This is a genomic window from Nocardia sp. AB354 (genome assembly GCF_049538315.1).
Classification (GTDB): Bacteria; Actinomycetota; Actinomycetes; order Mycobacteriales; family Mycobacteriaceae; genus Nocardia; species Nocardia nova.
Genome location: NZ_JBMVFU010000009.1, coordinates 255,094 through 276,806 on the forward strand (window position 1 = coordinate 255,094; position 21,713 = coordinate 276,806).

Annotated in this window: 21 protein-coding genes; 8 read left to right on the forward strand and 13 right to left on the reverse strand. The window is 67.6% G+C overall.

Going from position 1 to position 21,713, the window contains the following annotated elements; all coding sequences use genetic code 11:
* Nucleotides 1-298: 298 nt before the first annotated feature.
* Both ACPCUW_RS16025 and ACPCUW_RS16030 read right to left on the reverse strand, forming a co-directional pair.
* Complete coding sequence (locus tag ACPCUW_RS16025; protein ID WP_423425625.1) at nt 299-1,462, reverse strand: acyl-CoA dehydrogenase family protein; 1,164 nt, start codon at nt 1,460-1,462, stop codon at nt 299-301.
* A gap of 85 nt (nt 1,463-1,547) precedes the next feature.
* Complete coding sequence (locus ACPCUW_RS16030; RefSeq protein WP_232329181.1) at nt 1,548-2,783, reverse strand: acetyl-CoA C-acetyltransferase; 1,236 nt, start codon at nt 2,781-2,783, stop codon at nt 1,548-1,550.
* A 104-nt stretch (nt 2,784-2,887) separates the two neighbouring features.
* Here ACPCUW_RS16030 and ACPCUW_RS16035 point away from each other — a divergent pair, with 104 nt between their 5' ends.
* The 6 genes from ACPCUW_RS16035 (at nt 2,888) to ACPCUW_RS16060 (ending at nt 7,872) form a co-directional block, all read left to right on the forward strand.
* On the forward strand, nt 2,888-4,051 hold the full coding sequence (locus ACPCUW_RS16035; RefSeq protein ID WP_423425626.1) for an acyl-CoA dehydrogenase family protein: 1,164 nt from the start codon (nt 2,888-2,890) through the stop codon (nt 4,049-4,051).
* Nucleotides 4,048-4,890, forward strand: coding sequence for an HpcH/HpaI aldolase/citrate lyase family protein (locus ACPCUW_RS16040; RefSeq protein WP_423425627.1), 843 nt, complete (start codon nt 4,048-4,050; stop codon nt 4,888-4,890). The genes ACPCUW_RS16035 and ACPCUW_RS16040 overlap by 4 nt, the downstream gene beginning before the upstream one ends.
* 24 nt (nt 4,891-4,914) lie before the next feature.
* Nucleotides 4,915-5,661: a 3-oxoacyl-ACP reductase FabG gene (gene fabG, locus ACPCUW_RS16045; protein WP_423425628.1), complete on the forward strand. Its 747-nt coding sequence runs from the start codon at nt 4,915-4,917 to the stop codon at nt 5,659-5,661.
* The gene (locus ACPCUW_RS16050) at nt 5,661-6,530 is read left to right on the forward strand and encodes an FAS1-like dehydratase domain-containing protein (RefSeq protein ID WP_423425630.1); all 870 of its coding nucleotides are present in this window, start codon (nt 5,661-5,663) and stop codon (nt 6,528-6,530) included. The genes fabG and ACPCUW_RS16050 overlap by 1 nt, the downstream gene beginning before the upstream one ends.
* Before the next feature lie 13 nt (nt 6,531-6,543).
* Nucleotides 6,544-6,996: a MaoC family dehydratase gene (locus ACPCUW_RS16055; protein ID WP_423425631.1), complete on the forward strand. Its 453-nt coding sequence runs from the start codon at nt 6,544-6,546 to the stop codon at nt 6,994-6,996.
* Between the two features lie 180 nt (nt 6,997-7,176).
* A complete protein-coding gene (locus tag ACPCUW_RS16060; protein WP_063063404.1) occupies nt 7,177-7,872 on the forward strand; it encodes a GntR family transcriptional regulator in 696 nt (231 codons plus the stop codon).
* A 71-nt stretch (nt 7,873-7,943) separates the two neighbouring features.
* Here ACPCUW_RS16060 and ACPCUW_RS16065 read toward each other — a convergent pair whose 3' ends face one another.
* Together ACPCUW_RS16065 and ACPCUW_RS16070 are read right to left on the reverse strand one after the other, a co-directional pair.
* Nucleotides 7,944-8,831 carry an HpcH/HpaI aldolase/citrate lyase family protein gene (locus ACPCUW_RS16065; protein ID WP_063063405.1) on the reverse strand — a complete coding sequence of 296 codons (888 nt, stop codon included), beginning with the start codon at nt 8,829-8,831 and terminating at the stop codon, nt 7,944-7,946.
* Between the two features lie 30 nt (nt 8,832-8,861).
* A complete protein-coding gene (locus tag ACPCUW_RS16070; RefSeq protein WP_387251607.1) occupies nt 8,862-9,656 on the reverse strand; it encodes an enoyl-CoA hydratase/isomerase family protein in 795 nt (264 codons plus the stop codon).
* Between the two features lie 167 nt (nt 9,657-9,823).
* Between ACPCUW_RS16070 and ACPCUW_RS16075 the strand changes: the two genes are divergently transcribed.
* Both ACPCUW_RS16075 and ACPCUW_RS16080 read left to right on the forward strand, forming a co-directional pair.
* Nucleotides 9,824-10,639, forward strand: a complete 816-nt coding sequence (locus ACPCUW_RS16075; RefSeq protein ID WP_423425632.1) for an acyl-CoA thioesterase domain-containing protein — start codon at nt 9,824-9,826, stop codon at nt 10,637-10,639.
* 10 nt (nt 10,640-10,649) lie between these two features.
* Nucleotides 10,650-10,940, forward strand: a complete 291-nt coding sequence (locus ACPCUW_RS16080) for a WhiB family transcriptional regulator (protein WP_423425634.1) — start codon at nt 10,650-10,652, stop codon at nt 10,938-10,940.
* 167 nt (nt 10,941-11,107) lie between these two features.
* Here the strand turns inward: ACPCUW_RS16080 and ACPCUW_RS16085 are convergent, their stop codons facing one another.
* The 9 genes from ACPCUW_RS16085 to ACPCUW_RS16125 all read right to left on the reverse strand — a co-directional run bounded on the left by ACPCUW_RS16085 (nt 11,108) and on the right by ACPCUW_RS16125 (nt 21,588).
* Nucleotides 11,108-12,451 carry a phenylacetate--CoA ligase family protein gene (locus ACPCUW_RS16085; RefSeq protein ID WP_423425636.1) on the reverse strand — a complete coding sequence of 448 codons (1,344 nt, stop codon included), beginning with the start codon at nt 12,449-12,451 and terminating at the stop codon, nt 11,108-11,110.
* 127 nt (nt 12,452-12,578) lie between these two features.
* Nucleotides 12,579-13,193, reverse strand: a complete 615-nt coding sequence (locus ACPCUW_RS16090) for a TenA family protein (RefSeq protein WP_423425637.1) — start codon at nt 13,191-13,193, stop codon at nt 12,579-12,581.
* A gap of 37 nt (nt 13,194-13,230) precedes the next feature.
* Entirely contained in the window at nt 13,231-14,466 is a 1,236-nt protein-coding gene (locus ACPCUW_RS16095) for a cytochrome P450 (protein ID WP_423425639.1), read from the reverse strand.
* A 252-nt stretch (nt 14,467-14,718) separates the two neighbouring features.
* A complete protein-coding gene (locus ACPCUW_RS16100) occupies nt 14,719-15,432 on the reverse strand; it encodes a GntR family transcriptional regulator (RefSeq protein WP_423425640.1) in 714 nt (237 codons plus the stop codon).
* An 89-nt stretch (nt 15,433-15,521) separates the two neighbouring features.
* Entirely contained in the window at nt 15,522-16,697 is a 1,176-nt protein-coding gene (locus ACPCUW_RS16105) for a CaiB/BaiF CoA transferase family protein (RefSeq protein ID WP_423425642.1), read from the reverse strand.
* Nucleotides 16,694-17,872 carry a CaiB/BaiF CoA transferase family protein gene (locus tag ACPCUW_RS16110; RefSeq protein WP_423425644.1) on the reverse strand — a complete coding sequence of 393 codons (1,179 nt, stop codon included), beginning with the start codon at nt 17,870-17,872 and terminating at the stop codon, nt 16,694-16,696. Before ACPCUW_RS16110 ends, ACPCUW_RS16105 begins: the two co-directional genes overlap by 4 nt.
* Nucleotides 17,873-17,966: 94 nt before the next feature.
* Complete coding sequence (locus tag ACPCUW_RS16115) at nt 17,967-19,130, reverse strand: acyl-CoA dehydrogenase family protein (protein ID WP_062996793.1); 1,164 nt, start codon at nt 19,128-19,130, stop codon at nt 17,967-17,969.
* On the reverse strand, nt 19,127-21,028 hold the full coding sequence (locus tag ACPCUW_RS16120) for an AMP-binding protein (RefSeq protein WP_423425646.1): 1,902 nt from the start codon (nt 21,026-21,028) through the stop codon (nt 19,127-19,129). The genes ACPCUW_RS16115 and ACPCUW_RS16120 overlap by 4 nt, the downstream gene beginning before the upstream one ends.
* An 83-nt stretch (nt 21,029-21,111) precedes the next feature.
* Entirely contained in the window at nt 21,112-21,588 is a 477-nt protein-coding gene (locus tag ACPCUW_RS16125) for a MaoC family dehydratase (protein ID WP_063063416.1), read from the reverse strand.
* Between the last annotated feature and the right edge of the window lie 125 nt (nt 21,589-21,713).

The window sequence follows — 21,713 nt, forward strand, 5'->3', positions numbered from 1 at the left end:
CAGCCGGGGTGCTCCGTCGGTCCGTCCAGGCAGGTCGTATCCGGCCCACTCTGCCCGTCGCCGCCCCGGGTAGCAACGACCCGAACACGCGAAAGCCCGGTCGGCTGCTTGTGGCGCCGGCCGGGCTTTCGGCTGATCTCGGTCGCGGTCGTAACCTCGTGCGAGATCAGTTGGGCAGCAACCGCATTGCGCTGGATCTCCCCGGCGGGCTCGCCGAGGGTTATGCGTAACCGGCGCCGCCGAGAAACTGACGCTGCCCGAACGGGTCGCGCCCGGGGTTCGTCCCCGGACCTTGATCTCAGCCCCGGTCGGTCACCTTGTTACGCGAGATCAGCTGGGCGGCAATCACATTGCGCTGAATCTCGTTGGTCCCCTCGCCGAGGATCATCAGCGGGGCGTCGCGGAAGTAGCGTTCGACCTCGTACTCCTTGGAGAAGCCGTAGCCGCCGTGGACGCGCATGGCGTCGAGAGCCACCTCCATCGCAGCCTCGGACGCATACAGCTTGGCCATGCCGGCTTCCATGTCGGCGCGCAGGCCCTGGTCGATGCGCTCGGCGGCGTCGGCGGTGAGCAGGCGGGCGGCCTGGACCTTGGTGACCATATTGGCGAGGTGGGTGCCGACGGCCTGGTGCTGCCAGATCGGCTTGCCGAAGGATTCGCGCTGCTGGGCGTAGGCGGTCGCGTCGGCGAGGGCGGCCTGGGCGACGCCGACCGCGCGGGAGGCGACCTGCACACGCCCGACCTCGAGGCCGCGCATCATGTGGTTCCAGCCGACACCGGGCGTGCCGCCCAGGATCGACGAGCTCGGCACGCGCATATTGTCGAAGACCAGCTCACAGGCCTCCACACCGCGGTAGCCGAGCTTGGGCAGCTTCTTCGAGATGATCATGCCGTCACCCGGCTCGACCAGCACCACGCTCATACCCTTGTGCGCGGGTTTCGCCTCGCGGTCGGTGATGCACAGCAGGCCGATCAGGCCGGAGTGCGCCGCGTTGGAGATCCAGGTCTTGCTGCCGTTGATCACCAGATCGTCACCGTCGGCGCGCGCGTACGTCCGCATGCCCTGCAGGTCGCTGCCGCCGCTGGGTTCGGTGAGCGCCATGGTCGCCCGGATCTCGCCGGTCGCCATCTTCGGCAGGAAGTGCGCCTTCTGCTCGTCGGTGCCGAAAGTCCGCACCAGATACGAGATCACCGAATGGCCGCCGATCGCGCCGGCCATGCTCATCCATCCCCGGGCCAGCTCTTCGGTGACACGCGCGAAGCAGGCCGTGCTGACCGCGATGCCGCCGAACTCCTCGGGCACCAGCAGACCGAAGCAGCCGAGCGACTTCATCTCGTCGATCAGCTCGCCCGGATAGATGTCGTCGGCCTCGAACTCCCGTACCCGAGGCCGGACCTTCTCGTCAACGAACTTGCCGACCAGGGCAACGATCTCCTGTTCGTCAGGGGTAAGGGTGATCATCGTTCTCCTTCGCGCGCCGATGAGAGGCCGAGCCCCGCCATGGCAAGAATTATATATTTTATTTCCAGAGCCTACAAGGGCGGCACTACACCGCTTCGACGGTGGCGGCAAGTCCCTGACCACCGCCGATGCACATCGTGGCGAGCCCCTTACCGCCGCCGCGGCGATGCAGTTCGTGCAGCAGCGTGGTCACCATTCGCATACCGGTGGCGCCGATCGGGTGGCCGAGCGAGATGCCCGAGCCGTTGACGTTGAGCCGGTCGTGATCGCGCCAGCCCCAGCCCTCCAGCACCGCGAGGACTTGCACCGCGAACGCCTCGTTCAGCTCGACCAGATCCAGCCCGTTCAGCAACTGCCGGGTGTCGAGTCCTTGGCGCGCAGCGAGTTTCGCGACCGCGGGCACCGGCCCTATCCCCATCCGCGAAGGATCGCAGCCCGCTGCGGCCCAGCTGCCGAGATAGCCGATCGGAGTCAGCCCGAGTTCGTCCAGCCGATCCTCGGCCACCAGCAGACAGGCCGAGGCGGCGTCGTTCTGCTGGCTGGCGTTGCCGGCGGTCACCGTGCCACCCGGGGCGATCGAGCGCAGCTTGGCGAGGGTCTCGGTGGTGCTGTCGGGCCGCACGCCCTCGTCGGTGGCGAAGATTCGCGGTTCGCCGCGGCGCTGCGGCACCGACACCGGCACCACCTCGTCGTCGAAGCGTCCGTTCTTCCATGCCGCGGCGGCGCGCTGATGACTGCGGGCGGCATAGGCGTCGGCGCTGTCGCGATCGATCTTGTAATCGGAGGCGAGATTCTCGGCCGTCTCGATCATTCCGGAGATCTTGCCGAACCGCTCCTCGGGCTGCGAGCGCTCCCGCCCCCGGTCGAGACGGTCGTAGAGCGAGACCGTTCCCGCCCGCGCGCCCCAGCGGGTGGCCGTCGAGTAGTACTCGATGCGGCTCATGGATTCCACGCCACCGGCCAGCACCACGTCGGCGGCGCCGGTCTGCACCATCATCGCCCCGGTCACCAGCGCCTGCAGACCACCGCCGCAGCGGCGATCCAGCTGCATTCCCGGCACCCCGATCGGCAGTCCGGCGTGCAGCGCCACCCAGCGACCCACACACGGAACCTCGGAATTGGCGTAGGACTGCGCGAAGACCACATCATCGATGCGTTCGGGGTCGACGCCGGAGCGGCCCACGACCTCGCGAACCACGGTCGCCGCCAGATCCTCGACCGGGACGTCACGCAGCGCGCCGCCGAAGGTTCCGACGGGGGTTCGCAGCGGTTGCACGATCGCGACCCGCCGTAGATATTGCTGATTCGACAACGTACTCACACCCATTCCGATCGAATTGGCTCATGGCCGCACCGCGTGCGCACCACTTGCAGCGTATACATTTTATATAATATTCTTCAAGCGAGCAAAGGACGGTGATCGACATGCCCGAGGTGGGCCCCGAAGACTTCAGCGCGATCCTGGCACATGTGCGCGAATTCGTTCGCACCAAGGTCGTGCCGCGCGAACAGGAGATCATGGAGGCCGACGCCATCCCGGACGATCTGCGCAAGCAGGCCGCCGAGATGGGCCTGTTCGGCTACGCCATCCCCCAGCAGTGGGGCGGATTAGGCGTCGACCTCACCCAGGATGTCGAGCTGGCGATGGAATTCGGCTACACCTCGCTGTCGCTGCGCTCGATGTTCGGCACCAACAACGGCATCGCCGGTCAGGTGCTGGTGAACTTCGGCACCGACGAGCAGAAGGCGCAGTGGCTCGAGCGGATCGCCTCCGGTGAGGTCGTGGCCTCCTTCGCCCTCACCGAACCGGGCGCGGGCTCGAATCCGGCGGGACTGCGCACCAAAGCCGTGCGCGACGGTGACGACTGGGTGATCGACGGCCAGAAGCGCTTCATCACCAACGCGCCGATCGCCGACCTGTTCGTGGTCTTCGCCCGCACCCGTCCCGCCGACGAATCGGGCCCCGGCATCGCGGTGTTCCTGGTGCCCGCCGACACCCCCGGCCTCGAGGTCGGTGTCAAGGACAAGAAGATGGGCCAGGAGGGCGCCTGGACCGCGGATGTGGTGTTCTCCGGCGTGCGGGTACCGGCCGCTGCGCTGGTCGGCGGTTCCGAGGACGTGGGATACCGCGCGGCGATGACCTCGCTGGCTCGCGGCCGCGTGCACATCGCCGCGCTCGCCGTCGGTTCGGCCCAGCGCGCCCTCGATGAGTCGGTGGCCTACGCCGCCTCGGCCACCCAGGGTGGTCGGCCGATCGGTGAATTCCAGTTGGTGCAGGCGATGATCGCCGATCAGCAGACCGGGGTGATGGCCGGCCGCGCACTGGTGCGTGAGGCCGCCGCCCGGTATGTCAGCGGTGAGGACCGCCGCATCGGCCCCTCGGCGGCGAAACTGTTCTGCACCGAAATGGTCGGTAAGGTCGCCGACCTCGCCGTGCAGATCCACGGTGGCACCGGCTATATGCGCGAGGTCCCGGTCGAGCGCATCTATCGCGACGTGCGACTGCTGCGCCTGTACGAGGGCACCAGTGAGATCCAGCGCCTGATCATCGGCGGCGGGCTGGTGCGCGAAGCGGGGAAGCGTAAATGACCGCAGCTCAACAGGATTCAGTCGGCGCGGCTGTGGTCGACACCGCGGCGACCTGGTTGTTCGTGCCCGGTGACCGACCGGACCGGTTCGCGAAAGCGCAGGCGGCCGGCGCGGATCTGGTCGTGCTGGACCTCGAGGACGCGGTCGCGCCCGATCGCAAGGACGAGGCCCGTGACTACGTGCACCAGTGGCTCGCCGGCGGAAACCGGAGTGCGGTGCGCATCAACGCGGCCGGAACCCGGTGGTACGCGGAAGATCTCGCCATGCTGGCCCAACACCGTGCCATCGTGATGATCCCCAAGGCCGAGGAGCCCGGCGCGTTGCTGAACGCGGCGGCGGGACTGGACTCCCCGGTCTTCATCGCGCTCATCGAGACCGCGCGCGGTGTGCTCAACGCGGCGGCACTGGCCGACGCCGCCGAGGTGCGACGCCTGGCCATCGGCACCTTCGACCTGGCCGCCCAGCTCGGCATCGACCCGTCCGACCGCGAAGCACTGGCGGCGGCTCGCAGCGCCTTGGTGCTCGCCTCGGCCGCCGCCGGGCTGTCCGGGCCGATCGACGGCGTCACCGGCAGTATCGACGAGCCCGAGATTCTGACCGCGGACGTGAACTACGCCCGCCGCCTCGGATTCGCGGGCAAGCTCTGCATCCATCCCCGGCAGGTCGTGACGGCGGCCGCCGCGCTGCGTCCGAGCGCCGACGAAATCCGCTGGGCCACTTCGGTAATGGAGGCGACCACGGCCGACGGAGTCGCCGTACTGCACGGGCAGATGATCGACAAACCGGTCGTAGACCGCGCCCACCGCATCCTGCTACAGGCGGGCACTGCCCGCTCCTGACGACCCGACGAAACGGAGTCCGACATGTCACAACCACTGCTGCACAACCGCACCGCGGTCATCACCGGCGCCGCCCAGGGCATCGGCTACGCCATCGCGGAGAAGTTCATCGAAGAAGGCGCCCGGGTGGTGCTCGGTGACCTCGACGCCGACACCGTGAAGCAGGCCGCCGAACGCCTCGGCGGCGCGGACAAGGCCATCGGCGTGCGCTGCGACGTCACCGATTCCGACGACGTCGACGCCCTGTTGCAGGCCGCGCTCGACACCTACGACAGCCTCGACATCATGGTCAACAACGCCGGCATCACCCGCGACGCGACCATGCGCACCATGACCGAAGAGCAGTTCGACCAGGTCATCTCGGTGCACCTCAAGGGCACCTGGAACGGCACCCGCAAGGCGGCGGCGATCATGCGCGAGCGCAAGCGCGGCGCGATCGTGAACCTGTCCTCGCTGTCAGGCAAGGTTGGCCTGGTCGGGCAGACCAACTATTCGGCCGCCAAGGCCGGAATCGTCGGGCTGTCCAAGGCCGCCGCGAAAGAGGTCGCCCACCACGGCATCCGGATCAACGCCATCCAGCCCGGCCTGATCCGCACTCCCATGACCGAGGCCATGCCGGAGAAGGTCTGGGAGCAGAAGATGGCCGAGATACCGATGGGCCGCGCCGGCGAGGTCGGCGAAATCGCCTCGGTGGCACTGTTTCTCGCCTCGGACCTGTCGTCGTATATGACCGGCACCGTCCTGGAGGTCACCGGCGGAAGGTTCATGTAGTGCCCGAGTGGGAACCGCACACCGTCACCACCGAAGAACTCATCGACCCCAGCCCGGTCGCGACCCTGGCGTCGCTGTTCGACGACGGGTTGCCGGCCCCCGGCCCTGGTGACGAACTCCCGCCGATGTGGCATTGGGTGGCGCTGCCGCGCTGGCCGGTCTCCTCGCAGATCGGCACCGACGGCCATCCGGTCCGTGGCAGCTTCCTGCCGCCGGTGGATCTGCCGCGGCGCATGTTCGCCGGCGGAGAAGTGAGCTGGCACAGCGAGATTCACGTCGGCGAGACTGTGCGGCGGGTCTCGCGCGTGGAATCGGTGACCGAGAAGTCCGGACGTTCCGGAAAGCTGGTCGTCGTGGTTGTCGGCACCCGGCTGTATCGCGACGGTGGTGAACTCGCCCTCGAAGAGCGCCAGGACCTCATCTATCGCGAGGCAGGCCCGGCAGCATCCGCCGAGGCTCCGGTGGCCGAGGCGGCGGCCCTGACGCCGGCGGGCAGCCCGCTGCGACGCGCCGAGGATACGGCGTGGGACTTCGCCACCGATCCGACGCTGCTGATGCGGTTCTCCGCGGCCACCGCCAACGCGCACCGCATCCACTACGACTGGCCGTATGCGACGCGCGTGGAGGGCTATCCGGGCCTGGTCGTTCACGGACCGCTGATCACGCTGGCCGCCGCCGAGGTCCGGCGCCTCGCCGGGCAGATCGGACGCCCGGCGCGGTTGCGGCACCGCAACCGCGCTCCCCTGTTCTGCGCTCAGTCCGCCCAGTTCCGGACCGAGCAGGACGACAAGGCGTTGCGGATCGAACTGTTCGGTCCCGGCGGCGTGGCGGGCGGTCCGAACGCGACCGTCGAGATCGATCTCGGATAAGGAGGCCCACACCATGATTCGCACTTTCGCGGGTCTCGACGAGGTCCGCGCCGCGCTCGGCGAACAGCTGGGCCCGAGCGATCCGCTGATCGTCGACCAGGCACGTATCGACGCCTTCGCCGAGGCGACCGGTGATCACCAGTGGATCCACGTCGACCCGGTCCGCGCCGGCGAAGGACCGTTCGGCCGCACTATCGCCCACGGATATCTGACACTGTCGCTGCTGCCGCAGTTCGGTGCGCAGCTGTTCGCGCTCGAATTCGGCACGGCCCGGGTCAATTACGGCGTGGACAAGGTGCGATTCCCGGCCCCCGTGCCGGTGGATTCGGCCCTGTCCTGCACCGCGACCTTCACCGATCTGCGCGACACCCCGGCCGGCGCCATCCTCACCACGCGCTACGTGGTGCAGGCCGCGGACGCGGCCAAACCGGCCTGCGTCGCGGACACATTGGTGCTACTCACCTGACAGGGACCGTAGCGGCCCACCCTGGCAGGGACGCAGGGCCCCGCGCGAGGCGTACTCGCGCGGGGCTCTCGCCGTATTCGGGGTAGTGACGGCGCGAACAGGCACTATTCGTAACAAATCTTATATATTATGTATTGGAGCGCCGATCATGTGCGCTCACACCCCACCGGGAGGCTTGGCGTGGCCGACAACTCGACTCATATCCGCGGCAGCGGCGGCCGGCAGCAGCTGCCCGACGAGGTGGCGTCCTATGTGCGGGAATTGATCATGTCCGGACAGGTACGCGCGGGAGAATTCCTGCGGATGGAACCGATCGCCGCGGCCGTCGGGGTCAGCAATACGCCGGTGCGCGAGGGACTGCTGTCGCTGCGCAGTGAGGGTTTCGTCGAATTGGTACCGCGTCGGGGATTCGTGGTGGCACCGGTGACCCCGCAGGATGTGTACGACTTGTTCTGGGCGCAGGCACAATTCGCCGCAGAGCTGGCCGCGCGCGCCGCGACGACGATCACCGCCGAGCAGATCGGCGAGCTCGAGGCGATCAATGCCCGGCTCGACGACGCGATCACCGCCGACGATCGCGATGCCATCGCCGTGCACGGCCACGAATTCCATCGCCACATCAATCTGGCGGCGAGCTCGCACCGCCTGACCCTGCTCCTGGGCTCGGTCGTGCGGCATCTGCCGAATCGCTTCTACGCCTCACTGGAGGGCCGATTGGCCGCCATCGGCAACGATCACCCGCAGATGATCGAGGCGCTACGCGAGCGCGACTCCGACCGCGTCCGGGAGCTGACCGAAAAGCACATCCTCGACGGCGCTCAGGGCGTGCTCGGCATGCTGGAGCGCAGCGGGCCGTGGACGGCCGAGAGCACCTAGTTCACCCCCTCGACACGCGAAACCGGCCCCGAGAGGTCACCTCCCGGAGCCGGTGGCATCGTCGCTACCGCTTACACGCCGATCGCGTCGGCCAGTTCGATCACCGCCTCGGCGGTCTTCACATGAGCCAGATCGATATGCACACCCTCGAAGTCGACCGCACCGCTACCCGCGGCCTCCGCCTCACGGAAGGCGGCGATCATCCGGCGGTAGTAGTCGACCGTCTGCTCGGACGGGGTGAACACCTCGTTGGAGATGGCGATGTGCGACGGGTGGATGCACACCATGCCCCGGAAGCCGAGCCGCCGCGAATCCTCGGCGAACCGACGGAAACCGTCGAGATCCTTGATGTCCTGCCACACGCCGGTCACCGGATGGGTCTGTCCGGCCCCACGGGCCGCGACGACGATGCGGCTGCGCTGATACAGCGTCTCGAGGCCCTCCAGGGTGAATTCGAAACCCAGTTCGCGACCCACGTCGGCGTTCGGGCCGGTGGCGCCGAGCAGACTCCACACTCGCGGGCACGCCTCGGCGATCTCCTCGCAGTGCGCCACCGACACCGCGGTTTCGAAGCTGATGATCAGGCCCACCGAGCCGGGTTCGAGGCCCTCGCGCTCCTCGATGTGCGACACCACGGCGTCGATGCGCCGGACCTCTTCGGCGTTGTACACCTTCGGCAGGAACAGACCCGCCACACCCGGCACGATGACGGCCTCGGCATCGGCGCCGAAATGCCCGCTGTCGTAGCTGTTGGGCCGCACCCACACGTCGGGTCGCACGTTCTGCTCACGCAGCCGGCCGAGGGTCTCGCGCACGGTGACCCGGGCATCGGCCTTCTCCGCGGCCGGCACCGAATCCTCGAGATCCAGGATCAGCGCATCGGCGCCGGCGGCGACCGCCTTCTCAGCCCAGGTGGGTTTGTGCCCGGGCACGAACAACATGGAACGGTACGGCTTCAAAGGTTCTCTCCTTCTGGGAAATTCGGTGATTCAGAACTTCGGGCTGCGATGCTCGAGGTGGGAGGCCAGGCCCTCGCGGACCTCGGGGCCACCGAAGCCGTAGAACTCGAGCGCGAGCGAGGCGTCGAAGATGGACCCGGCGACCTGCCGGTACCAGTTGTTCAGCGACTGTTTGGTCCACCGGATCGCGGTCGGAGCGCCGGCGGCGAGTTCGCGCGCCACCTCCCGCGCGGTCGGCAGCAGGTCGGCATCGGCGTCGACACACAGCGAGACCAGGCCGATGCGCTCGGCCTCCTCGCCGTTCAGCGGCCGGCACGTCATCAGGTAGTACTTGGCCTTGGCCATACCGCACAGCAGCGGCCAGCAGATGGCGGCATGGTCTCCGGCGGCCACCCCGAGCCGGGTGTGACCGTCGATGATCTTGGCGGTCTTGGTCGTCACCGAGACGTCGGCGAGGATCGCGGAGACGAGTCCGGCGCCGACCGCAGGCCCGTGGATGGCGGAAACGATCGGTTTGGTGCAGTCGAGCAGGTTGTAGACCAGATCGCGGGCCTCCCGCATCACGCGCGTGCGTACCTCGTAGTCGTCGCGCATCGCCTCGACCATCGAGAACGAGCCACCCGCCGACAAGCCCTTACCCTCACCGCGGATCACGATGGCCTTGACCTGCGGGTCGGCGTCGAATTCGCGCCAGATCTCGGCCAGATCGGCGTGGGCACCCTCGCTGACCGCGTTCAGATTCGGGGCATCGAACACCAGCTCGGCGACCCCCGCCTCGTCGGGGCCATCCACCCGCAGGTGCTCGAAGCGCGTATAGCGGCTCATGTCCGTCCTTCCGTACCGATCTCGAATACCGAAACCAATGAAAACATTATATATTAAGTACTACAAGACCGATCCGGATCTCCAGTTCACCGAACCGCCGAATCCGGCGCAACGCCCCGACCGCCGGCTATCGGGGCAGGCTGTCGACCAGAAAGGAAGGCCAGCGCATGGATCGTGCGTTCTTCCGCGTGAAATACGGGGATACCGAGGAATTACATCCCGAACCGGGCGCCGCCAGCGGCTGGGGTGCCGAACACATGCGCGGCCTGGCCGTCAGCGGCGCACTCGCCCGCGAAGCCGAGCGCACGGTCGACACCCTGGGGCGCGGGGACCTGCAACCCGTGCGATGGACTCTCGACATGTTCCGGGCGGCGAGAATGCAGCCGTCCACCACCTCGGCCACGGTCATGCGCGACGGGCCACGGGTGTGCCTGATCGACGCCGTCCTGCACCAGGATGGCGAACCCGTCGCCCGAGCGAGCGCGCTCTACCTGCGCCCGAGCGAGACGCCGGCAGGCGCGGTCTGGTCCGGCGGCGCCACCCCTACCCCACCGGCCGCCGATCACGCCCCCGGCGATCGGGAACGGCTGTACTTCGACCCCGAACACGGCTGGGGCGAATGGACCGACAACTTCGCTACCATCGATCGAAAACAGATCTGGCACTTCCCGATTCCCGTCGTGTACGGCGAATCCCTGACGCCGTTCCAATTGGCCGCCTCCATCGCCGACGTGACGAACCTGATCTCCAACCTCGGCAGTGCGGGACTCGAGTTCATCAACCCGGACGTCACCATGACGATCGCACGGTTGCCGCGCGGCACAGAACTCGGTCTGGCACTGACCGAGCGGGTCGAACATCACGGCATATCCGTCGGCACCGCGGTCGCCTTCGACCGCCACGGCGTCATCGGCACGGTCACCGCCTCCGCCGTGGCCAACGCCCGCCGCGCCGTCGGCCGCTACTCCCTCCGCCGATACTGAAGGACCTCCGTTGTCCCGCGAGAAGCCACTCGAACTCCCAGCGCCCCGTACCGACGCCTGGGACTGGCAGCTACGCGCCGCCTGCCGCGCCCACGACGTGAACGCCTTCTACGCCGACGACGAGTCCGATACGGCCGCCGCCAGACAACTGTGCGCCCGCTGCCCCGTGCTCGCCCGCTGCCGCGACCACGCGATCATGTCCAATGAGCCGCACGGCATCTGGGGCGGGCTCACACCCCGGGAGCGGATCGAATACCGGTGGGCGCATTACCGACCCGTCCCACGCCGGCGCACCGCGTAGCCGCTTCGTCGCGCGTCCCGATGAGCGCGGCACCGGCCCCGCCTGCGCGAGCGCGCCGCAGAGCCGCCCGGATATTCTTCTGTGGCACAGAACGTACACGTGGTCCTGAGGTTCGAGGAGTGCGAGCGCACCGTCTGCTCTCGCAAGCTCCTCCAGTCGCGGCCCGCTCACCGCTCGATCAACGCGACCTTCACATGATCCGGACGCTTCAACGTGCCCTCAGGCACCAGCTCCACAACCGTTTTCACGTTGAGGGCCGAACGGATCCGCTGTTCGATGGTGGCTCGGAGGCCGGTTCGCGCTTCCTCGCTCGAGCCGTCGGCGTATTCGACGACCAGGGGCAGCGGGCGCTGGGTGGAGTGGCCTTCGAAGTCGGGGCGGATGCGCATCTCCCCTGTCGTCTCCGGGACCAGCTCGAGGATCAGATCCTTGATGGCCGAGGGGAAGACGTTGATGCCGCGCACGATCAGCATGTCGTCGGTGCGGCCGATGCAGCGGACCTTGTATCCCGTCCGGCCGCACGCGCAGTCGGTGCCGGTGACGACGACGTGATCGCGGGTGCGGAAGCGCAGCAGCGGCGAGGCCCGGCGGCGCAGCGCGGTGTAGACCAGTTCGCCCTGGGCGCCGGCGACCGGTTCGACGCGGTCGCCACTCACGGGGTCGATCAGTTCGGCCACCATGAGATCCGGTGACAGGAAATGCATGCCGTCGGCGGCGTCGCATTCGCCCCAGTAGGTGCAGGCGATATCGGTGCCGCCCAGCATCTCTCGCGCGGTGGCGCCCCACAGCGATTCCAGCTTCTCGCGGATGGCGGGCGATCCGCCGCCCGGTTCACCGCCGACACTGATGGTGCGCACGCCCAGTTCGCGGGCCGGACGGCCGACGATGCGGGGCGCTTGCTCGGCGAGGTGGGCGAGGAAGTTCGGCGTTCCGATCAGCGCGTTCGGTCGCTGATCGGCCTGCACGCGCAGCAGCCGTTCCGCGCCCGCCTCCGCACCGATCGGAATATCCACGATGCCCATGTATTGCAGGATCTGGATGATCGGCAGGCCGCCGACGAAACCCTTGCTCATCCCGAAGCCGTGCAGCAGGCGGTCACCGGGCCGGAAACCGTTGGCGTACAGCGCGCGTGCGCCCAATTCCGACCAGGTGACGATGTCCTCGGCGGTCAGCGCGACATACGACGGGCTACCGGTGGTGCCCGAGGATGCCTGGATCTGCACGATATCGGAATCGCCAACCGCGACGTGCGCGCCCAGCGGCGGGCACTGCGCCAGGCTGTCGCGCAGCTCCTGCTTTTCGGTGAAGGGAAGGGAGACAAGGTCTTCCACGCCGCGCACCGCTGCCGGATCGACACCGTGGTCGGCGAATTTCGCGCGGTAGAAGGCGCTGTTCGCGGACAGGTGCGCGAGTTGCTCCCGCAGCCGCTCGTTCTGGATCACCGCCGCATCCGCCGGGGAGATCGTCTCGATCTCGCTCCAGTACTGCGCCGAGAACGGTGTGGCCGTCATTCGAGCCTCCTACCTGGCCGAGCCTCCTACCTGGCCGAGCCCCCTACGTGCTGTCGCGGGCCGGCGTGCGGCACTGCGCAGCAACATCGACCCGAGCAGTAATTATATATTATATTCAAACTGCGGTTCACTGAACTTCGGGAACGTCCCAGAACGCCAGCTCGTACCGCATGCCCTCGAGGAACAGGACCTCTGCCCGCGCCTGGTCGGCGCCGGTTTCGTCGAGCATCTGCCCGCAGCGACGCGTCAGCGCCGCGAATCCGGGGTCGGCGTAGGTCTCGACCCACCGGCGGTAGCGCGGCTCCACCGGCAGCTCGCGCGCGAGAATCGCGCCGAGGGTCGAATAGCCCCACATGCACGGATACAGCGCCGCCAGCCCCTCCGCGTACGAGGCCGCCGAATCCAGGAGGAACGTCGTATACGCCTGGCAGACAGGGCCTTTCACCGCACCGTCGAGGTCGGCGCCGAACTCGGCCGCCAGCGACCGATGCAAGGCCAGCTCGTCGTGATAGGTGGCGTGGGCCAGATCCACGAGATCGCCCAGATGCGCCGGCGGCGCCTGCCAGGCCAGGCGCGCGAACACCCGGACGTAATCGAGCAGGAACAGATAATCCTGCTCGAGCCAAGACCGGAAGACCGGCGCGGGCAGATCGCCGCGGGCGATCCCGGCCACCGTGGGATGTGCGCGCTGCTGTTCGACGATCGGCAGGCCGATCCTTTCGAGATGCGCTGAAAGACTCATCTCCCGAGTGAATCAGCTTCGCGATCCGCCCGCGTGCTCACACCGGCATCCGAGGCGACCGCGGGAACGTCACCGGCAACGCGGTCAGCGAGCGGTGGAACGGGCCGGGACGCCAGGTCAGCTCCGCGCCGCCGAGTGTCATCTCGGGCAGGGCGTCGACGAGCTGGTCGATGGCATCCTGAGCGACCAGGTAGGCCACCGAGCGGGCCGGGCACGCATGCGGTCCGATACTCCACGACAGGTGCGAATTGTTGTCCAAGTATTCGCCGGTGCCGGTCGCGGGATCGTTGTTGCAGGCGGCCATGCTGATCACGACCGGCTCGTTCGCGGGCAGCCAGACACCGTCTATGAGGATCGGCTGCCGGGGAAAGGTGGTGCACATGTTCGACAGCGGCGGATCGGTGAACAACACCTCGTCCAGTGCCGCACGGGTGGTCAGGCTGCCGCCGAGCAGCCCGCCGGCGAATCGCTCATCGGTCAGCAGCATGCTCAGGGTGTTGACGATCAGATTCTGCAGCGGTTCGATGCCGGCGCCGTAGAAGCTGAACAGCTGGCTGTTCAGCTCGGCGTCGTCGAGACCGACCGGATGGCGCAGCAAGCGCGTGGTGATATCGTCGCCGGGCTCCTTCCGCTTGAAGGCGATCAGGTCGGCCAACGCCGCGACCAGCCTCGCATCGGCCTCATCGGTGTCCGAGCCGTCGAATATCGCGGCCATGCCCTCCGCCACCCTGCGCCCGATATCGGCCGGACAGCCGAGCATCGTGTTGACCACCTCGAAGGTCAGCGGATAGGCGTACTGGCCGATCAGTTCCGCCGTGCCCGTCTCACAGAACTCGTTGATCAACGGCACCGCGATCCTTTCGACGGTGCTGTGCAAGGAGAACAGGTCGAAGGCGTTCAGCGCCTCGACGGTCGGGACGCGATAGCGCACATGGTCGGCGCCCGCACTGCGAAAGGCGTTGGGGCGCCACTCCATCAGCGGCAACACCGGGCAGTCGGCGGGAATGTCACGCTGCCACACCCGGGGATCGGCCGGAAAGTGGTCCGGGTCGTTGAGGATTCGCCGGGCGGTCTCGTAGCCGATCACGAGCGTCGCGGGCACCCCGGGCGCGAGCTCGACCGGCGCCAGCGCCCCGTATCGAGCCCGCAACTCTCGATACACCCGGTACGGATCGGCGGCGAATTCCGCTGTGTAGATCGGAGTTCGGAGTCCGTCCTCGTTGGACGGCACCCTGCGCGGGACCGGGCAGGACGTGGCACCGGGCGATGGCATGGTCAACGGTGACCCTCCGAGCATCGAGCAAGACCGACGTAATGTGGCCGGTCACAACGACATACCGCCGAACCGACCTGCGGAATCGTATCGAGTCACGACGGATCCCGAGGGAAATTTCAGATATTACGCATTTTGCGTAAAACTTGACCCCGGGCATCTCGGCGGCCGCCCGGCCGAGGAACGGTGGTCGCCGACGCAAAGCGGGGCGGACCGTTCGGCCCGCCCCGCTTGCACAAGCTATCGGCCGCCCTACGCGGTGGACTTCTCCTCCTCCGACCACAGGCCCTGCGCCTCCAGCATGGCGACCAGCTCGTCGGCGCCCTCCATGATGTGATCGCGCATGAGGGTGTTGGCCGCCTTCGCGCGCCGCTTCTGCAGCGCCTCCAGGATCGCGGGGTGCTGCTGCATCGTGTCCTTGCTGTGGCCCTCGATGTCGTTGTAGAAGCGGTTGGGCAGCTGCCGCACGATCGAGCGCAGCAGCATGGCGAGACGGCGGGAATCCGCGGCCAGATTGATCGTGCGATGGAACTCGTGCCCGAGCTGCACCACCAGCTCCGGGTCGGACCCCTTCGCGACCGCCTCGGCATGGCGGGTATTGACGTCGGCGAGATGCTCGAGTTGCGCCGGACTGATCAATTTCGCTGCGCGCCCGGCCAATTCGCCGGCCAGCGACGCCTGCGCCCAGAAGATGTCGCGCACGTCCTGGCGGCTGAAGGCTGAGACCATGAATCCGCGCCGCGGGACCAGTTCGACGAAACCCTCACCGCTCAACAGCAGCAGTCCCTCGCGCACCGGGGTGTTGCTCACCCCGACCGCCTCCGCGATCGGCTCCGTGCGCAGGAAGTCACCGGGCCGGACCCGCCCCGTGATGATCAGCTCGCGCACATACGTCGCGACATCCTCCGAGAGCTGCTGGCGCTGAGCGTTCGAGCTCCGCGGTAAACTCCGCGTCGTCGAGTCCATGTACACTCGGTCCTTTCCGGTCGGCACTTGTTATGCATTATGCCTCATGCTTTCCGGAACGGAACGCCCCTGCTCAGCCTCCGGCCGTCTCAGCCTTCGCTCGACCGCGGGCCCACATCCCCGCGCGCGCCACCGAATTCCTTGCGAATGGCATCCGTATCGGCGCCCAGCTCGGGCACGCTTCCGGAAACGGCGCACCAGTCACGCGCCAGCGCGGGCGGCAACAGCGCCGGCAGCGGACCCACCGGCGAGCCGACCTCGCGCCACCGGCCCCGGTCGGCCAATTGCGGATGGTCGGCCAGCTCCCGCACCCCGTTGAGCCGGGCGTTGCCGATGCCGGCGGCATCGGCCAAGCGCTGGATATCGGCCAGATCGCGCTGCGCGCACCACGCGCCGACGATCTCGTCCAGCTCGGCGCGATGGGCCACACGATCGTGATTGTGCTTGTAGCGCGGGTCGGCCGCCAGATCGGGACGGTCGAGCAGATCCTCGGTGAGGCGGCGCCATTCGCGATCACTGGTGGTGCCCAGCACGGCGGTCTGACCGTCGGCGGTCGGATAGGCGCCGTACGGGGCGATCATCGGCGACCCCATGCCGACCGGTTCCGGTTCGGTCCCCGCGTGCAGCACCTGATTCAGCGCGAAGCCCATCATCTCGGCGACGACGTCGAGCATCGCGATCGGGATCAGCGCTCCGCGGCCGGTGCGGTCGCGGTCGTAGAGCGCGGCCAGCACACTGGAATAGGCGTAGAGGGCGGTCCCGACATCAGCGACCGGAATACCGGGTTTGGCCGGCGCCCCGGGCGTCCCGGTGATGGCACACGACCCCGCCTCGGCCTGGATCAGCAGATCATAGGCGCGTTTGTGATCCAGCGGCCCGCCCCGGCCGTAGCCGGAGATGTCGACCACGATCAGGCGCGGATACCGCTGCAGCAGCTCCTCTGGCTCGAACCCCAGCCGGCCCAGAGCTCCCGGCCCCAGGTTCGACACCAGCACGTCGGCCCGTTCCAGCAGCCCGGTGAACACCTCCTGATCGGCGGCATCGGTCAAATCGAGCGTCGCGGATTCCTTGCCGTGGTTCAGCCACACGAAATGCGCGGCCATCCCCCGCACCACCCGGTCGTAGTGGCGAGTGGAATCGCCGAAGCCCGGCTGTTCGATCTTGATCACGCGGGCGCCGAGGTCGGCCAGATGGCGAGTGCACAACGGCGCGGAGATGGCCTGTTCGAGCCCCAGGACGGTGATTCCCGACAGCGGTGCGCTCATGCGCGATTCTCCTTCGAGACAGCTTGTGCGGCAACGTATTCGCCGTCGCGCGACAGGTCGGATCCGGTCCAGTCGGCGATCAGTCCCGCCACGTCGAGATGGTCGGTGCGCGGCACCGAGGGCGCGCGGGCGGGAGTGCGGCTCAACCGGGGCGCGGGCGCCGGATGCAGCACGCCGTGCACACGCTGGAACAGCTCGCGCTGGGCATTGTGCGGATCCTCGGCCGCCTCATCGAAGGTCAGCACCGGGGTCACGCAGGCGTCGGTGCCCTCGTAGATCCCGGCCCACTCCGCGCGGGACCTCGTCGCGATCGCGGCGCCGATGAGCTCGCGCAGCCGCGGCCAGTTTTCCCGGTCGTCCTGTGCGGGCCAGCCGGTCGTGTCGACGCCGAGGCGAACCAGGAATTCGGCGTAGAAGTCGGGTTCGAGCGCGCCGACGGCAAGGTAGTTGCCGTCCGCGCAGCGGTAAGTGTCGTAGAAGGGAGCGCCGGAGTCCAGGTAGTTCGTACCCGGCTCGTCGCTGTAGAGTCCGGCCGCCCGCAGGCCCTGGAGTTTCGCGGTCAGCAGCGCAACACCGTCGACCATGGCCGCGTCCACAACCTGGCCGCGGCCGGACTTCCACGCCTCCAGCAGTGCGCAGACGATACCGAACGCGCCGATCGCCGCGCCGCCGGCGTAGTCGCCGAGCAGATTGATCGGCGGACGCGGCGCCTCACCCGCCCGCGCCATCGCGTGCAGCGCGCCGGTCTGCGCGACATAGTTGATGTCGTGCCCGGCTTCGGTCGCCAGCGGACCGTTCTGGCCGTAGCCGGTCAGCCGGGTGTAGACGATTTCGGGGTTGCGGGCGAGCACCACCTCCGGCCCCAGCCCAAGCCGTTCGGCCACCCCGGGCCGATAGCCCTCAATGAACACGTCCGCACCCGCGATGAGCCGCAGCACGTTCTCGACGCCCTCGGGATCCTTGAGGTCCACCGCGATCGCGTCACCGCCGCGATTGACCACGTCGAATTCCTCACGCAACCCGTCGGTTTGACCGAGCGCACGCGCGGACCGATGCGGCGGCCGCACCACCCGCACCACCTGGGCGCCCATATCCGCCAGCAACATGCCGACGAAGGGCACCGGGCCCATGCCGGCCAGGACCAGAACCCGCACGCCGGTCAGCGGTCCGCTCATCACCACACACTCCTGTTTCGTTGGAAGACGACGCCGGCCGCGACCTGTGACTGACGGCGGCCGGCGTCGTGCCCGAGATCCCCTGCAGGGGTGATCAGTAGGACCTCGGGAGTCCTAGCACCTGCTGCGAGATGTAGTTGCGCACCATCTCCTGTGAGAAGGGCGCGTTGCGCAGCAGGCGAACCTCACGCCACAGCCGTTCGACGTGGTACTCCTTGGAGTAGGCGTACCCGCCGAAGGTCGACAACGCGCGGTCGCATGCCTCGAAACCGGCTTCAGCGCCGAGGTATTTCGCGGCCGCGGCCTCCTTGCCGCACGGCTTGTGCGCCTCGAACAGTTCGGCGGCGTGCATGCAGACCCGTTCGGCGGCCTCGAGCCGGATCCAGGAGTCGGCCAGCGGATGGGCGACGGCCTGGTTCTTGCCGATGGGCCGGTCGAAGACGACTCGGTCCTTGGCGTACTGGGTGGCCAGCTCCAGACCGGCGCGGCCCAGGCCGACACCTTCCAGGCCGACCACGATGCGCTCGGGATTCAGGCCGTCGATCAGGTACTTGAAACCCTGGCCGACCTCGCCGATCACCTCGTCGTCGCGCACCTCGAGGTTGTCGATGAACAGCTCGTTGGAGTCGATCGCCGACCGTCCGAGCTTCTCGATCTCCCGCACGGTGATCTTGCTGCGGTCCAGATCGGTGAAGAACAGGGTGATGCCGTCGAGCGGCTTGGCCTCGTCACGGGGCGAGGTGCGCGCCACGATGAGGATCTTGTGCGCGTTCTGGGCGTTGGTGATGAACACCTTCTGCCCGTTGATCACCCAGCCGCCCTCGGTCTTGGTGGCCTTGGTGCGGATACGCGAAGTATCCACGCCCGCAGTGGGTTCGGTGACGGCGAAGGCCATCAGGATCTCACCGGAGGCCAGCTTCGGCAGCCATTCGCGCTTCATCTCCTCCGAGCCGTAGCGCAGGATCGGCGCCGGCGGGAAGACGTAGAAGTGGATGGCCGAGCCGCCGCTCATACCGGCGCCGGAGGCCGCGACCTCCTGCAACATGATGCCCGCCTCGGTCAGGCCCAGCCCCAGGCCGCCGTACTCCTCGGGAATCATGACGCCGAGCCATCCGGCCGCGGCGAATGCCTTGACGAATTCCCAAGGGTATTCGCCCTTCTTGTCCTTCTCGCGCCAGTAGTCGTAGCCGAACTTGCGGGCCAGTTCGCGGGTATTCTGGCGAACCAGTTCCAGATCGTCTGCGTCGGTGAGTGTCACTGTTGATCTCCTGATCGGGTCGGGATGCCGTCGATGGGCGTGGCGGGATCCAGGGACGACAGATCCCCTTGTGAGAGGCCGAGATAGCGCGAACGAATGGCGCGGCGCATGATCTTGCCGTTCTTGGTTTTCGGAAGTGCCTGCACCACATGCAAACTCGGAGCGAACGAACGGCCGATATTGTGCACGGCGGTGGTCTTCAGGTCGTCGTGATCGGTACCGGCGCCGGTGACTACGAAGGCGACGACCCGCTGGCCCCGCTGCGGATCGGGCTCGCCGATGACCGCGGCCTCGACGATGCGGCGATCCTTGAGCAGCGCCGCCTCGATCTCGGCGGGACCGACGCGACGGCCGGAGACCTTGATGGTGTCGTCGGAGCGGCCGTGGATATGCCAGATTCCGTCCTCGTCGACCGCCGCCAGGTCACCGTGCACCCATACGTCTTCCCAGAAGCTCCAATAGGTTTCGAGATACCGTTCGCGGTCCTGCCAGAACGCGTGCGTCATACCGGGGAATGTGTTGAGGACGGCGAGTTCGCCGACTTCGCCGATCACCGGCTTTCCGTCACCGTCCAGGACGGCCATGTCCGAGCCGATCAGCGGCGCGTTGAAGGAGGCGGGGTCGATGGGCAGGAACGGATAGGCGACCAGCAGGCCGCCACCCACCTCGGTGCCGCCACTGAAGTTGACGATCGGCCGCTTGGAGCCGCCGACGGTTTCGAACAACCAGCGCCAGGTCGGCTCGTCCCACGCCTCGCCGGTGGACACGAAGGTTCGCAGCGTGTCCAGTCCGGTTGGGGCGCCGTCGGTTCGGGCCATGACCAGCCGCATCGCGGTGGGCGCCACACCCTGTACGGTGACGCCGTTGCGGTCGATGATCTCCCACATCCTCGTGGGCGTGGGATGATCGGGCACGCCCTCGGTGAACACGACGGTGGCGCCGAGTTGAAGCCCGCCCGCGATGAGCATCGGTCCGACGAGCCAGCCCATATCCGAGATCCAGGCGATGACGTCGTCGTCGTGCACGTCGAAGCTGTAGCCGAAGTCGACGGCGGTTTTCACCGCGAATCCGGCGTGCGAGTGCACGATGCCCTTGGGACGCCCGGTGGTTCCGGAGGTGTAGACGATGGTGAGCGGGTCGTTGGATTCGACCTGCACCGTCGGCACCTGCTCCGGGTTAGCCGGCAGTTCGTCCCAGTAGATGTCGCGTCCGTCGCGCATCTCGACGTCGTTGTCGAGATGACGGACCACCACGCTGTGGCGGACGGACGGGGCCGACTGCAGGGCTTCGTCGGCAGTCTCCTTCAACGGCACCACTTTTCCGCGGCGCGTCGTTGCGTCGGCGGTGATCAGCAGGACCGCTTCGGAGTCGTGCAGGCGTGCGGCGAGGGCTTCCGGGCCGTAACCGGTGAAGGCCGGGACCGAGATGGCGCCGATCATCGCGCAGGACAGGAACGCCACGATGGTTTCGGGAACGACGGGCGCGAACAGCACCACTCGGTCCCCCTGCGAAACACCCAGTGCGGCAAGGTTGGCCGCGAACCGCCGGACCTGCCCGTCGAGTTCGGCATAGGTCAGCGTGCGGCGGGTGCCGTTGTCCCCCTCGTAGACGACCGCAATCTTGTCCGCGATCGGTCCGGTGGCGTGGCGATGCGCGCACAGGGTGGCGAGATTGAGCCGGCCGCCCGGGAACCACCGCGGAAAAGGCGTGCCGTCACTGTCGTCGAGAACCCGGTCGAACGGTTCGGCGAACTCGATACCGAGATCCTCGATCGCGGCGCGCCAGAACCATTCGGGATCATCGACCGACGCCCGGTGCAACTCTGCGAGGTTGCTGTAACCCCACTTCGCCATCGCCGTCAACAGGCGGCTGCGGGCACGCACGTCGTCGGTGGGCATCCATACCGACGGTCGGGTCGAATCGGCGGGACCTGGTCCTCGCATCGGGCACATCCTTTCTCGGCGCGACTGGTCTGTCGGAATCAGGACGCGGTCGCGGGCTCCGGCGCGGCGGAACGCTTCAGCATCAGGCCGGCGCGCAGGCAGTCGCAGACCACCTCGTCACGCTGATTGATGCCCTGGTGCCGGAAGTTCACGATGCCGGAGTCGTTGCGGCTCTTGGATTCCCGCTTGCTCACGATCTCGGTCCGCACCCGGATGGTGTCGCCGTGGAAGACCGGCGCCGGGAACTTCACCTCCTGGAAACCCAGGTTGCCCAGGGTGGTGCCCAGGGTGGTGTCGGGCACGGTGATGCCCGACACCAGCCCGAGAATGAACAGGCTGTTGACCAGACGCTGGCCGTGGATGGAGTTCTTCGAGTACTCGGCGTCCAGGTGCAGCGGCGCGACATTGAGGGTCAGCGTGCTGAACAGGACGTTGTCGGTCTCGGTCACCGTGCGCCGCGTCGCGTGCTCGATGACGGTTCCGGGTTCGAACTCCTCGAAGTAGAGGCCGGCCATGACGAGTCCTTTCGATTCGATGAGGGTGCTTCCCCGGTTTCCCGCGGTCGAACCCAGCTTACAACATTATATATTATATTGTCACGCTGCGGGCAGAAGATCCTCCCCGGCCGTTCGCCGGGCCG

Coding starts and splice junctions, on each gene's coding strand:
- ACPCUW_RS16110 (WP_423425644.1), bottom strand. CDS start 17,872: ATGAGCGGACCGCTGACCGGCGTGCGGGTTCTGGTCCTGGCCGGCATG.
- ACPCUW_RS16070 (WP_387251607.1), bottom strand. CDS start 9,656: ATGAGCCGCTATACGCGCTTCGAGCACCTGCGGGTGGATGGCCCCGAC.
- ACPCUW_RS16100 (WP_423425640.1), bottom strand. CDS start 15,432: ATGGACTCGACGACGCGGAGTTTACCGCGGAGCTCGAACGCTCAGCGC.
- ACPCUW_RS16035 (WP_423425626.1), top strand. CDS start 2,888: ATGCCCGAGGTGGGCCCCGAAGACTTCAGCGCGATCCTGGCACATGTG.
- ACPCUW_RS16075 (WP_423425632.1), top strand. CDS start 9,824: ATGGATCGTGCGTTCTTCCGCGTGAAATACGGGGATACCGAGGAATTA.
- ACPCUW_RS16040 (WP_423425627.1), top strand. CDS start 4,048: ATGACCGCAGCTCAACAGGATTCAGTCGGCGCGGCTGTGGTCGACACC.
- ACPCUW_RS16105 (WP_423425642.1), bottom strand. CDS start 16,697: ATGAGCGCACCGCTGTCGGGAATCACCGTCCTGGGGCTCGAACAGGCC.
- fabG (WP_423425628.1), top strand. CDS start 4,915: ATGTCACAACCACTGCTGCACAACCGCACCGCGGTCATCACCGGCGCC.
- ACPCUW_RS16125 (WP_063063416.1), bottom strand. CDS start 21,588: ATGGCCGGCCTCTACTTCGAGGAGTTCGAACCCGGAACCGTCATCGAG.
- ACPCUW_RS16025 (WP_423425625.1), bottom strand. CDS start 1,462: ATGATCACCCTTACCCCTGACGAACAGGAGATCGTTGCCCTGGTCGGC.
- ACPCUW_RS16095 (WP_423425639.1), bottom strand. CDS start 14,466: ATGCCATCGCCCGGTGCCACGTCCTGCCCGGTCCCGCGCAGGGTGCCG.
- ACPCUW_RS16055 (WP_423425631.1), top strand. CDS start 6,544: ATGATTCGCACTTTCGCGGGTCTCGACGAGGTCCGCGCCGCGCTCGGC.
- ACPCUW_RS16090 (WP_423425637.1), bottom strand. CDS start 13,193: ATGAGTCTTTCAGCGCATCTCGAAAGGATCGGCCTGCCGATCGTCGAA.
- ACPCUW_RS16085 (WP_423425636.1), bottom strand. CDS start 12,451: ATGACGGCCACACCGTTCTCGGCGCAGTACTGGAGCGAGATCGAGACG.
- ACPCUW_RS16120 (WP_423425646.1), bottom strand. CDS start 21,028: ATGCCCACCGACGACGTGCGTGCCCGCAGCCGCCTGTTGACGGCGATG.